The organism is Leptolyngbya sp. 'hensonii', from assembly GCF_001939115.1.
Taxonomy (GTDB): Bacteria; Cyanobacteriota; Cyanobacteriia.
This window is the reverse complement of record NZ_MQTZ01000054.1, coordinates 19,424-31,996: the sequence shown is the minus strand read 5'-3', so window position 1 is coordinate 31,996 and position 12,573 is coordinate 19,424. Positions and strand designations below refer to the sequence as shown.

9 protein-coding genes and 1 riboswitch are annotated in these 12,573 nt (G+C 52.8%); of the genes, 7 read left to right on the top strand and 2 right to left on the bottom strand.

What is annotated here, in order from left to right:
* Nucleotides 1-90: 90 nt before the first annotated feature.
* Entirely contained in the window at nt 91-645 is a 555-nt protein-coding gene (locus tag BST81_RS23270) for a hypothetical protein (RefSeq protein ID WP_083637032.1), read from the top strand.
* Between the two features lie 61 nt (nt 646-706).
* Here the strand turns inward: BST81_RS23270 and BST81_RS23265 are convergent, their stop codons facing one another.
* Together BST81_RS23265 and BST81_RS27745 are read right to left on the bottom strand one after the other, a co-directional pair.
* Nucleotides 707-3,445 (bottom strand): RNA helicase, encoded by a 2,739-nt coding sequence (locus BST81_RS23265; protein WP_075600914.1) that lies wholly within the window; start codon nt 3,443-3,445, stop codon nt 707-709.
* Nucleotides 3,446-4,113: 668 nt separating this feature from the next.
* Entirely contained in the window at nt 4,114-4,335 is a 222-nt protein-coding gene (locus tag BST81_RS27745; RefSeq protein WP_143780465.1) for a hypothetical protein, read from the bottom strand.
* A riboswitch (cyclic di-AMP (ydaO/yuaA leader) is annotated at nt 4,328-4,459 on the top strand. Its footprint overlaps the gene before it by 8 nt.
* Before the next feature lie 177 nt (nt 4,460-4,636).
* Here BST81_RS27745 and BST81_RS23255 point away from each other — a divergent pair.
* From BST81_RS23255 to BST81_RS23230, 6 genes are all read left to right on the top strand, one after another.
* A complete protein-coding gene (locus tag BST81_RS23255; protein ID WP_216351434.1) occupies nt 4,637-5,389 on the top strand; it encodes a universal stress protein in 753 nt (250 codons plus the stop codon).
* Between the two features lie 273 nt (nt 5,390-5,662).
* Nucleotides 5,663-6,733, top strand: coding sequence for a class 1 fructose-bisphosphatase (gene fbp / locus BST81_RS23250; protein WP_075600911.1), 1,071 nt, complete (start codon nt 5,663-5,665; stop codon nt 6,731-6,733).
* A 31-nt stretch (nt 6,734-6,764) separates the two neighbouring features.
* Nucleotides 6,765-7,910, top strand: coding sequence for a transaldolase (gene tal, locus BST81_RS23245; RefSeq protein WP_075600910.1), 1,146 nt, complete (start codon nt 6,765-6,767; stop codon nt 7,908-7,910).
* Nucleotides 7,911-8,086: 176 nt separating this feature from the next.
* Entirely contained in the window at nt 8,087-9,619 is a 1,533-nt protein-coding gene (zwf, locus tag BST81_RS23240) for a glucose-6-phosphate dehydrogenase (RefSeq protein WP_075600909.1), read from the top strand.
* A gap of 93 nt (nt 9,620-9,712) precedes the next feature.
* Nucleotides 9,713-11,089, top strand: coding sequence for a glucose-6-phosphate dehydrogenase assembly protein OpcA (gene opcA, locus BST81_RS23235; protein WP_075600963.1), 1,377 nt, complete (start codon nt 9,713-9,715; stop codon nt 11,087-11,089).
* Nucleotides 11,086-12,432, top strand: a complete 1,347-nt coding sequence (locus BST81_RS23230) for a cobyrinate a,c-diamide synthase (RefSeq protein WP_075600908.1) — start codon at nt 11,086-11,088, stop codon at nt 12,430-12,432. Before opcA ends, BST81_RS23230 begins: the two co-directional genes overlap by 4 nt.
* The last annotated feature ends 141 nt before the right edge of the window (nt 12,433-12,573 follow it).

Sequence of the window (12,573 nt, the reverse complement as noted above, 5' to 3'; positions counted from 1 at the left end):
GCTAAGGAACGGATTGACCCTTTGCCGGAAGACAGAGTTTGTGGAAATGTGGCACAATTTTTGCAGTTCTTCCGAACCTGATAAGCAGCTATGCATCCTATCGCTTTCTCCAAAGTCTTTCCTATGGCAAAAATGGTCAGTCATTCCAGCGTTGTGCGGTGGCAGCGGTTACTTACCCTCCCAATGGGGATTGCCGGATTGGTGGCGATCTCAACCCCCATCACATTCCCCTCGGTTGCCCTAGCCAATGATTACCAGGTCTGTGCCACAGATTTATTGGGAATTACCATAGCGCCGGGGGACAGTGCCTTTGCCTGTTCTAAAGCCCTTAAACCTCAGGATGTTTCAAGCTGCGCCGTCCAAATCAAAAAGGCAACTATGGCCCAGGCTCCTGATGCTCTGGTCAATTGTCTGCGCGTTCGGCGTCCCCTGGAACTGGCAACCTGCGTGGTTGATATTAATCAGAAGGCAAAAAATCCCGAGATTGCTGAAGTGTTGGACAACTGTCGGCGCAGTCTTTTACCGGCTCGTTACTCCGAATGTGTGGTGGGCCTGAGCGCAAAAATTGACCTGACAGCCACCAATGCGATGAAAGCCTGTATTGATGCTAGCGATATCAAGTATGAGGCGCTAATCCGGCGATAGAAGGGATATCCCAAGCCAGGGACTATCAGGAGGGGAGGAGATGCTTCGGTGATCCTGTCCTCTACTCTGCAATTTCATTCACTGGGAAGCGATCGATCAATTCCATTGCCCGAATGGCATTTCGTTGCAGGTATTTAGAAAGATGGGGGACGTGAGGAATTTGGGAAAGCAGATCTAGGGTGCGACGCAAGATCCGGACCACATCTCCTTCGTCCAGACTCGTGTTGCTACACAACTCGCTCCACTCCACTCCTGCAGCCCATTGTTCTACCAGGGCGGCCAGTTGCTGGTCCTGCCATTTAGCAGGCAGGACCATGATATCCACACCATAGTGATGCTGAACCTTGATCAGGCGGCGACGGGTTTCCCAGAGCCCCTCCAGGGCTTCTTCTACTGCCCCAGAGAGTTCATAGCGGGTCCAGGTATCTGGACGCGAAGATTCCGTCACCAGTGCTGCACAGGCCCCCGCTAGATGATGGGGCTCCAGACGTTCAAAGCTGCCAAAAGTCAGGGCTAACCCCAGCCAGAGTTCGTTATCGCCCCGAATCGTCGCAGCTGATTGACCCAGGGGAGTGGGACGAAGACCTTGAGCAACGCCCCGATCGATCGAGTCTTGACGATCAACGACTGCCTCAGGGGCAGCAGTATGATCATCAGTGATCTCCTCCAGGCAGTCAAAAACCTTGAGCACCTCAATCAGGTTCAGAAATTCTTCCCAGTGGCGATGGGATTCTTTACCCAATTTGGCCTGACGTTGTTCAATTTCCTGCTTCAGGACTGTGATTCGGCGTTGCCGCTTCACCAAAGTCACTGGATCTCCCCATTTTCGGGCAGGATGGTTTTCCAGTTGGGCTTGCACCGCGTTAACGACCTGGAGTTGGGCCACAATCTCTGGATCTTCCAGGGGAGAAGGAATAGCCGGAATCTGACGAGCGATCGCAGCCGTTAATTCTGAGCCACTCCGCTGCTGGCCTGGTTTCAGCGGCATCTCAGCCGGTGGCCCAGGTAGATGGTCTACCGCTGCAATCCGGGGAAACTCCCCGTGTAAGCCTACGACATCCCCTACCGTTACCACGTGCCAGCGATTCTCCTGACTGATACAGATGAGATAGGGAAATTGCCCGGAACCGGCAATTTTGGCCACCAGTACTGCCGGAAGGGGCTCTGCCGTTGGGACATGCTCCCCTTTCAGGCTGAGAATCGTACCGGCCACTGCAAAGGCCAGGGCGATCGCCATGTCACTGGCCCTCACCCCCATCGCCTGTTGCTGCAGTGTTTTCAGCAGACGCCGCTCTTCCTTCAGCCGCTCTTGCAGCTTTTCATAATTCCCCAGCAATTTCGGCTCAGCCTCTCCCAGCAGGACTTCCTGTTGTGCCAGTTCTGCTTGTAAGTCTGCGATCGCCTGCTGCTGGGGTTTCAAGTAAAGGGTGGAGAGATATTGGCCAAAGCTGCGCTCAACCAGTTCTCGAGCTTCTTCCAGGGTATGGGTCTGGAGCAGATTTAAGACCATGCCGTAACTGGGCGCGAACTGGCTCACCAGGGGGTCAGGGCTGGAAGTGGCCAGATAAGCAGCCTCCTTCGAGCCTTCAAAAGGGGATTGCAGGGTGACCACATGACCCAATTGATCCATACCCCGCCGCCCCGCTCGACCGGCCATCTGGAGAAACTCGGAGGGGTTCAGCAAGCGATGCCCCCGATCAGTCCGCTTAGACAGGCTGGAGACGACGGTTGTGCGGGCAGGCATATTAATGCCTGCGGCCAGGGTCTCAGTGGCAAACACGACCTTAATCAACCCTTGCTGAAACAGCTCTTCCACCAGACGCTTCCAGGCTGGCAACAAGCCCGCATGGTGGGAGGCAATCCCCCGATACAGGGCATCGAGCAGGCCCGATCGAGCTACTTCTGGGTAGTGAAGCAGAAAGGTATCAATTTCTTGCTTGAGATGTCTTGTCTCCGCTTCATTCAGCAGGGAAATTCCTGATAGACTTGCCACGGCCTGATCACAGCCCCGCCGACTGAAAATAAAGTAAATCGCTGGCAGCATGTCCCGTTGCTGCAGTTGGCTGAGGACAAAAGCCTGGAGCGGGCTATCCTGGCGTCTGGGAGGGCCTTTCGACTTGAGCTTGGGATTGATCTTGGTTTGATTGTCATTCAACAAGGGGAACAGCCCCTTGGGATTGCCAAAGTAAAACCGGAGCGGCACAGGTCGAAAGTCTGAATAAATTAGATCGGTGGGCCCATGGACCTGGCTGATCCAGTCGGTTAGCTGTTCACTGTTGGCGATCGTGGCTGACAGTGCGACCAGTTGAATTTCTGTTGGGCAGTAAATAATCGATTCTTCCCAGACCGTGCCCCGTTGACGATCGTTCATGTAATGGCACTCGTCCAGCACCACCGTCTCTACCCCAACCAGGGAAGTCCCTACTTCTCCGATGCGGGTCCCGTACAGCATATTCCGGAAGATCTCGGTCGTCATCACCAGAATCGGGGCATCTCGATTGATGGAGATGTCGCCAGTCAGTAAACCTACCTGATCCATCCCAAACAACTCTCGAAAGTCTCGGAGTTTCTGATTGGATAAAGCTTTCAACGGAGTTGTATAGAAGACCCGTTTCCCACAGGCCAGGGCACGGTGGATGGCATACTCTCCCACCAGAGTTTTGCCCGAACCTGTGGGGGCACAAACAACAACTGAGTGACCCGCATTAAGAGCAGCGACAGCCTGTTGCTGAAAATCATCTAGCTCAAAAGGAAAGAGATCCTTTAATTTGAGTTGTGGAGAGGCGGGAGAAACACTCACGAACTAAAACTCCCAAAGGTTGCGACTCAGGGCAACCGAACGTTGAACCACAGAAGTCTTCATAATCCAACTTGATTGTAAGGCTACCTGCTGCAAGCAAGGCATTTTAGGTGAAACAAAAGGAGCCTTGTTTAACTTTGCCCGATCTTTAATTCAGGTGGCTTATTGTAAACTGTTCTGTGAGCTGATCCCTAAACAGTAGCGCTTTAATCAAATGTTAAGCTATACTGCCTTAGGACTGCCGCATGGGGTGAAAAATCAGATTTACTCCCTGGGTTTTATGAGCTGGAAAGCTCAGATAAACCCATACCCTATGAATTTCTGCCGCATTTATTGCCTTGAGTCAAGATTTTTATAGGGGAGAGCCAAGTTTGATTGGGTTTGATGAAGGGAATGCGAACGTTTTGGTGATCGGTTCTGGTATCTTAGTACTAGATTAGCGTGGTGCTGAAACTAGTACTAGATTAATCTTTTTGTTTCAGGAGTGGCTGGCAGGTCCAATGTTGCAGGTTCAATGTTGCAGGTCCAATGTTGCAGGTCCAATGTTTTGGTGTGAGGGTGACTGATGTTCCTGCCATAGCTTCAACGGGGATCCCCCGGTGACCCGATCGTAAGTTGGGGCAAAGAGCAGCAGGATTTCAAGGCAATAGGGCAGCAAGTAGCCAGAATCACTGTTTGAATATCCAGATGGTGATTTGATAAAAATATCGGCCTGATAGGAGTACAGACCAGATCGACAGTAGATCAACAAATTCATCAGCAACAAATTCATCAGCAACAAATTCATCAGCAAGGCAATCCCCGGGGCTATCACAACCAACAAGCTCAAAATTGACTATCATAAAGTATCTAAAAGTGTGTGGGTAGCCTAATTTAAGCCGCTTGGCCATTCGGCCTTTTGTGACTTGAAGCGGAGGAACCAAATTATTGGGGCTAATCTCGCTGGATTGGCGAGAGAGACACCTTCCAGTCTCAGCCCGTCAGCTAACTCCGTCGGCATTGGGAGGAGAACTCAAGACTCAAGCTTTTACGAAGCAACGGTTCTTGTGGGTCTCCGAAAAGAACGTAGGCTCATCTTATAGACCAGACTTTTCATCAGAGTTGTCTGACCAGAGATTGAGCTGCATTCTGACCCACCTCTCAATTATGCCAACCAGCCAGGTTTCTAGAGAGGTTTCAACCGTGAACATTATGTCTATGCTCGTGCGCCTGCAAGGTGCTCTGGGTTCTACTGGCCTGATTGATCAAATTGTCCTGTCCTCGAAGCAGCGATTGACTGCTGGTGTGACGACACAGGATATCAATCTAGTAGTCGGCTATAATAGTTCTCCTAAAAGCCAGACAGCCCTGGACCTAACCCTATGGATTGCCCATCAAACAAGGCTGGCTACTCGCCGTCAGGTCACTGTTCAGGTTGTCTATGTGATTGATGCGGCTGACTGTACCAGAAGCCCCTTAACCAGCAATCGATTTGAGTTTGGGGATGTCAGAGCTCCTTTATTTGATCGCCGAATACCGCTGTACTGCTCTGAATCTGCAACTACGGGCTATGCGCAGCCCCAATTTAGTAGGGTGAGCAGTCAAAAGACGTCAACCTCTGTTCAGGATCCCGAAACGCTGGAGTCCGTGAATCTACAGTTTCAACATCGTGAACCTTCCCTCCATGCCAACTTGCTGGAGTCCGATCAGTTTGAACAGGCCGATCGGATTCTCTGGCAGGCCCGCTGTCTGGCCAATGAGTGGCGAGGCTCTTTGAAAACCCATCTGCGCTTTGGGCGTGTGGCTCAGGAGTTGAAGCAGGTTGTGCAAATGGAGGATGCGACCCTACTCTGGTTGGGCTGTGATGCACCTGAGCACCGGATCGTGCGGGAACTGGGGGCTGATTTCCCCTGCCCTGTGTTGGGTACTCCTCCAGCTTTGCATCCCGATCGATATTTTGATTAAGGGATTGGATTCAGAATCTAAGCCAAAGCCTGATCGGAGGAGACAACGGTTATCCGTGTCTCCTGAAGTCCCATCTGGAAGAATTTTTGCGAAGGATTTTTGCAGATGAAAGCCATCGGCAAACTGAACTTTTGGCAGGACTTCTGAAGTTCTCCTAAAGGTTGGATACCCTCTGGAAAATGCCTTCTTAAGATAGGAAGTGTCTGGGGTCTTTGAGTTGATTGAGGCGGTTGCCTCGGACCTCCAAGGCTCAACAACAGGGAGGATAAGGCGATGGTTGACGATCAGCAACCTCTGGTAGAGGAACATACTCTAGATCGGGACTGCACAACCCTGTCTCGACATGTATTCCAGCAACTCCAGAGCTTCTCACCAGAGGCTCAAGACTTGAGTGCTTTGATGAATCGGATTGGTTTGGCGGCCAAGTTAATCGCCCGACGTCTGAGTCGGGCTGGACTGGTGGAAAATGCCCTGGGCTTTACGGGAGATATGAACATCCAGGGGGAATCAGTCAAGAAAATGGATGTTTACGCCAATGATGTGTTCATTGCGGTCTTCAAACAGAGTGGCCTGGTGTGCCGACTGGCCTCTGAGGAGATGGAAAAGCCCTACTATATTCCAGAAAATTGTCCGATCGGTCGCTATACCCTGCTCTATGACCCGATCGACGGTTCCTCAAACGTAGACATTAACTTGAATGTGGGGTCTATTTTTGCGATTCGGCAGCAGGAAGGTGTAGACAACGGGGATGCCTCTGATCTGCTCCAAAGTGGGCGGAAACAGATTGCGGCAGGTTATGTCCTCTATGGTCCCAGTACCGTTCTGGTGTATTCCATTGGTAAGGGGGTGCATGCGTTTACCTTAGATCCCAGTTTGGGAGAATTTATCCTCTCCAGTGAAAACATTCGGATGCCCGATCATGGTCCGATTTACAGCATCAACGAAGGGAACTTCTGGCAATGTAAAGAATCCATTCGCGACTATATTCGCTACGTCCATCGCCATGAAGGCTATACGGCTCGCTACAGTGGGGCTCTGGTTGGAGATGTTCACCGCATTCTGATGCAGGGTGGCGTCTTTCTCTATCCTGGGAGCGTGCGTAAGCCAGAAGGCAAGTTACGGCTGATTTATGAAACGGCCCCACTGGCTTTCTTAATTGAGCAGGCTGGGGGCAAAGCCAGCACTGGAACCCACAATCTGCTGGATGTGGTTCCTACCGAACTTCATATGCGGACTCCACTGGTGATCGGTAGCAAGGAAGACGTTGAGCTGGTGGAATCCTTTATTGGTGAGCAAGAACGGCTAGAGGAAGAGCGACGCCTGATCGCAGCACAACAAAGTTGATGGCATTGTTTACAGAGGAGCACCAACACCCATGACCAGTACCCCGATCGCTGAAATCAGACAGTATGGCCAGAGTATCTGGATGGACAACCTGAGCCGTGACCTGATCCAATCTGGTGAGCTAAAACGGTTGATCGATAGTCGAGATATCCGGGGAATTACGTCCAACCCCACCATTTTCGAGAAGGCGATCGTGGGCAATGCGATCTACGATGCCGATATCGAAGCGGGCATTCGGGCTGGAAAGTCCATTCAAGATATTTATGAATCCCTAGTCTTTGAAGATATCCGGAACGCCTGCGATATCTTCTGGCCAGTTTACGAGTCATCCAGCGGGTTAGATGGCTACGTCAGCATTGAAGTCCCACCCACCATTTCCCAGGATACGGAGGCTACCATTCGGGAAGCCCGCCGATACTTTCAGGAGATTGGCCGGGAAAACGTGATGATCAAAATTCCGGGTACCCCGGAGGGCTTACCTGCGGTAGAAGAGGCCATCAGTGAAGGTATGAATGTGAATGTGACCCTGCTCTTCTCGGTCGAAAGCTATATTGAGACTATGAAGGCCTACATCCGAGGCTTGGAAAAGCGGGTGGCTGCTGGTCAGGACATTAGCAACATTGCTTCGGTGGCCAGCTTTTTCCTCAGCCGGATTGATTCTAAAATTGACGATCAAATTGATGCTCAATTGGAGCAGGGCACTGCCAGCCCGGAGGTGGTTGCTAAATTGAAGGCCATTCAGGGGAAAGTGGCGATCGCCAACGCTAAAATTGCCTATCAGAAGTACCTGGAAATGACCCAGAGTGATCGCTGGCAGGCCCTGACCACCCAGGGGGCTAAGGTGCAGCGTTTGCTGTGGGCCAGTACTGGGACCAAAAATCCGAACTACAGTGATGTCATGTATGTGGATGAGTTGGTGGGGCCAGATACTGTCAACACCCTGCCTCCAGCCACGATCGAAGCTTGTGCCGATCATTGCGATGTGGCCGATCGCATTACCACTGAAGTTGATGCAGCCTATAGCCTGATCCAGTCCCTGAGTGACCCGGATGTGAATATCAATCTGGATCAGGTGATGCAGGAGTTGTTGATGGATGGCATCGATAAATTCATCAAGCCCTTCCAATCCCTGATGAATTCCCTCGAAGGCAAAGTGCAGCGGATGGCAACCGTTTAAGCAGTTGCTGCATTGGTTCAGATCCCAGCCAGCCTCCTTTCCGGATCAGAGAAGAGGCTGGCTGAGGTGTTTAGATCTGAATTAAAATCACGCCCAGGTATTAAGAAAATCAGTGCCTATTGAGGGGTATCACGGATTCATTCACTAGTATTGCTGTAAATCCTCGAGACTGCCCTATGGTCACTTTGCTCGAAAACCCTTTGCGCGTTGGTTTACAACAGGAACGCATTCCCGAACCCCTGATCATGGTTATTTTTGGGGCTTCTGGAGATCTGACCCAACGTAAGCTGATTCCGGCTATTTATCAGTTCAAGCGAGAACGCAAACTTCCCCCAGAGATTACGATCGTCGGTGTCGCCCGTCGTCCCTGGAGTCACGACTATTTCCGGGAGCAGATGCGAGAGGGCATCGAACAGTTTTCCGAACATGGCCTTGGGCCTGAGGAAATGTGGAACGATTTCGCTCAGGGACTGTTCTATTGCCCAGGAGATATTGACAAACCGGAAGACTATCAGCGGCTGAAAGAGTTTCTCAGCGAACTGGATGAAAAGCGAGGAACGCGAGGAAATCGGGTCTTTTATCTGGCTGTATCGCCCAAGTTTTTCCCGGAATCGATTCGACAGTTGGGGTTGGCCGATATGCTGACCGACCCGATCAAAACCCGGCTGGTGATCGAAAAACCCTTTGGCCGGGATTTGAGTTCTGCCCAGGCTCTCAATCGGGTAGTGCAGCAGGTTTGTAAAGAAGAACAGGTCTATCGGATCGATCACTACCTGGGCAAGGAAACGGTTCAGAATCTACTAGTTTTCCGGTTTGCCAATGCCATTTTTGAACCGATCTGGAATCGCCAATTTGTTGATCATGTTCAAATCACGGTGGCAGAGACGGTGGGGGTAGAAGACCGGGCTGGTTACTATGAGACCTCCGGGGCACTGCGGGATATGGTCCAGAACCATCTGATGCAACTGTTCTGTTTGACGGCAATGGAACCCCCCAACTCCCTGGATGCAGATAGCATTCGAACCGAAAAGGTCAAGGTGATTCAGGCTACCCATCTGGCCGAGGAGAACAACCTGGAGTATTCTGCGGTGCGGGGCCAGTATTCCGCCGGTTGGATGAAAGGGAAACAGGTTCCAGGCTACCGGCAAGAACCGGGGGTGGATCCTAACTCAACGACTCCAACCTATGTGGCAATGAAGTTTCTGGTGGATAACTGGCGCTGGCAGGGGGTTCCTTTTTACCTGAGAACGGGCAAGCGCTTACCCAAGAAAGTATCGGAGATCTCCATCCATTTCCGGGAAGTTCCCTTCCTGATCTTCCAATCCGCTGCCCAGCAGGCCAGTCCCAATATTTTGACCCTGCGGATTCAGCCCAATGAAGGCATCGCCCTGCGCTTTGATGTCAAGATGCCAGGAGCTCAGTTAAGAACCCGTTCCGTTGATATGGATTTCCGTTACGGACAGTCTTTTGGGATGGCCACGGCGGATGCTTACAGTCGCCTGTTGCTGGATTGTATGATTGGAGATCAGACCCTATTCACCCGGGCCGATGAGGTGGAAGCAGCCTGGCGAGTGGTGACCCCTGCCCTGGCAGCCTGGGATGCTCCCTCTGATCCCAGCACGGTGCCCCAGTATGAAGCTGGCACCTGGGAGCCCGCAGAGGCTGAGTTGTTGATCAACCGGGATGGTCGCCGCTGGCGCAGGCTTTAAGGTCTCTCCGCTTCATGTTTGGACAGATACGGTAATTCAGACAGGCGCGATGTGTTGCGCTCCTATCCATCACTTCCTACCCCTTATATCCCTATGGCGACTCAATCTGCTCCTCTTGTTTCTCTGCAGGCTCCCAAGGATGTTTCCCTGAGTGAGATCGAAGCAGAACTCAGTAAGATCTGGCAAAGTTATGGTTTGATCAGCGGTGACGGGTCTGCACCTGCCGCTACCCGGGCCGCCACCTTTACCTTGGTGGTCTATGAACCGGAAGAGACGCAGCAATTACTCGCCTCCCTAGGATTTTATACAGGACCGATCGATGGCATCATGGGTCCCCGATTGCGAGCTGCCATTAAAGCTGCCCAGGAGGCTTATGGCCTGCCTGTGGATGGCAGAGCGACCCAGACCCTGTTAGCCCGGTTGCAGGAGGAATTTACACTCAAGCTGAATGCTGAGACGCCTGCCGCCGATACTGCCAGCCCTGCTTACATCCCGGATGCTCGGGGCTCAGGGATCGCGGATGCGATCGCCAGCCAGAATCCCTGCCGCATCATTGCCCTCTGTCCGATCTCCGGGGAAGATGAAGGGGTGTCAGCTCAGGTGTCGGCCTATTGCCCCATCCAGAAGCAAAGCCGGAGTGTCCTGATTTGTTGTGAGTACATTACGCTCAAGGGTACAGAAGCCGCCCTGTCGCGGGTAGGTTCCATCGTCAACTCGCTCCTGATTGCCGATCTACCCAAGTTTGCCTGGTGGAAAGGCACCCCTATTCCAGGCAATGACATGTTTGAGCTCCTCACAGAAATCTGTAGCTGTGTCATTGTGGATTCCAGCCACTTCCAAGACGAAGCTGAAGAGGAACTGGTGAAACTGCAGTCCATGCTAGCTGCGGATGTAAATGTTGCGGACCTGAACTGGCGTCGGTTAGCTGCATGGCAGGAATTGACGGCGGAAGCTTTTGATCCCCCAGAGCGGCGGGCTGCCCTGACGGAGGTCGATCGAGTGACGATCGACTATGAAAAGGGCAATTCTGCGCAGGCCATGATGTTCCTGGGTTGGTTGGCCAGTCGTCTACAATGGCAGCCGATCTCATATCAGGAAGAGGGGGGAGATTACGCGATCAAGCGCATTCAACTGACGACACCCGATCACCGCACTGTGGATGTGGAGCTGGCTGCCATCCCGACGGGAGATTGGGGCGAGATCGCCGGAGATCTGGTCGGATTACGGCTTACCTCTACCAATCTGGAAGCAGACTGCTGCACGGTCCTCTGTTCCGAAACCACAGGTTGTATGCGCATGGAAGCGGGAGGGAATGCCCAGTCCTGCCGAGTTAACCAGGTGACGCCTCTGTTTGACCAGAAAGCAGAAACCCTGCTGAGTCAGCAACTGCAGCGCTGGGGTCGGGATATGCTCTATGAAGAAAGCATGGCCGTTACCGCTCAGATTATCCGGAAAAAGGCTGAGGGATGACGCTGGTTATTGCCGGAGAGCGGAGTGGGGTGGGAAAAACCACCGTCACCCTGGCTCTCTTGGCTGCCCTGCGTCGTCGTGCTAACCAGGTGCAGTCCTTCAAGGTGGGACCAGATTACATCGATCCCATGTTTCACCAGGCAGTGACGGGGCGAGCCTGTCGCAATCTAGACCCTGTCTTGACCTCAGAAGCCTACGTTCAAGAATGCTTTGCCTGCCATACCCAGGCTGCAACCTACGCCCTGGTTGAGGGAGTCATGGGGCTGTTTGATGGGGCGGGGGGGGTGACTGATTGGGCCAGTACGGCACACATTGCCCGACTCCTGGATTTGCCCGTACTGCTGGTCTTGGACTGTAGCCGTATGGCCAGGTCGATCGCCGCGATCGCCCATGGTTACAAGACCTTTGATCCTCGCCTCCGCCTGGCCGGATGGGTGCTGAACCGGGTGGGGAGCGATCGCCACCTGGAACTACTGGAGGCTGCCCTGGAACCACTGCAGATCCCAATTCTGGGGGTGTTACGGCGGCAGGATGGGATTACGATTCCCGATCGGCACCTGGGCCTGGTTCCCACCGAAGAGCTCACAGACCTGAGGGGTATTCTGGAACAACTGGCCCATCTGGGAGAACAGTGCTTTAACTGGGAACGGCTACTGCCCTTGCTGCAGGTATCTCCCCTGCTCAATTCTGAAGAATCCACCTCCAGTCCCCAATCCAGCGTCCGGATTGGGGTGGCCCGCGATCGGGCGTTCAATTTCTACTACGCTGATAATTTGGATAGCCTGGAGCAGTTGGGGGCAGAACTAGTGTTCTGGAGTCCCCTAGAAGATCAGCAATTACCCCCAAATCTGCAGGGACTCTACTTTGGCGGGGGCTTCCCGGAGGTATTTGCGTCAGCATTGGCAGATAATGCCCCGGTTCGAGAAGCCGTGCGCCAGGTGATTCAGGCTGGACTCCCCACCTACGCCGAATGTGGGGGATTGATGTATCTGTGCCAGTCTGTGGTTGATTTTGATCGACAGACCTGGCCTATGGTCGGAATTCTGCCCACGGAAGCCAGGATGGGCGATCGCCTCACTCTGGGGTATCGTCGGGCTGTGACCCTGCAAGATAGCCCCTTGCTACCTTCCCGAACAGAGGTCTGGGGGCATGAATTCCATCGCTCCAGTCTGTCCATAGCCCCCATTGCCCCTCTCTATCAGACCCAGGGATATCAGTCTCAACAGCCCCTGCAAGGAGAAGGCTGGAACCTTTACCAGCTTCATGCGTCCTATATTCATCTGCATTTTGGAGCGAAGCTTGCACTGCCCAGTCGATTTGTGCAATTTTGTGCAAATCCCTGAGGAAATACTGATATCAGGGGCGCTCGAAACTGCATAGAATCATGTCTTAGGAACGGGAATTAAATAACCTGGATTTCTTCAGCCCTCACCCCCAACCCCCTCCCCCTGCCCCCTCTCCCGGCGGGAGAGGGGGCAGGGGGG

Coding starts and splice junctions, on each gene's coding strand:
- BST81_RS23270 (WP_083637032.1), top strand. CDS start 91: ATGCATCCTATCGCTTTCTCCAAAGTCTTTCCTATGGCAAAAATGGTC.
- BST81_RS27745 (WP_143780465.1), bottom strand. CDS start 4,335: ATGGCCAAGCGGCTTAAATTAGGCTACCCACACACTTTTAGATACTTT.
- BST81_RS23255 (WP_216351434.1), top strand. CDS start 4,637: ATGTCTATGCTCGTGCGCCTGCAAGGTGCTCTGGGTTCTACTGGCCTG.
- fbp (WP_075600911.1), top strand. CDS start 5,663: ATGGTTGACGATCAGCAACCTCTGGTAGAGGAACATACTCTAGATCGG.
- tal (WP_075600910.1), top strand. CDS start 6,765: ATGACCAGTACCCCGATCGCTGAAATCAGACAGTATGGCCAGAGTATC.
- zwf (WP_075600909.1), top strand. CDS start 8,087: ATGGTCACTTTGCTCGAAAACCCTTTGCGCGTTGGTTTACAACAGGAA.
- opcA (WP_075600963.1), top strand. CDS start 9,713: ATGGCGACTCAATCTGCTCCTCTTGTTTCTCTGCAGGCTCCCAAGGAT.
- BST81_RS23230 (WP_075600908.1), top strand. CDS start 11,086: ATGACGCTGGTTATTGCCGGAGAGCGGAGTGGGGTGGGAAAAACCACC.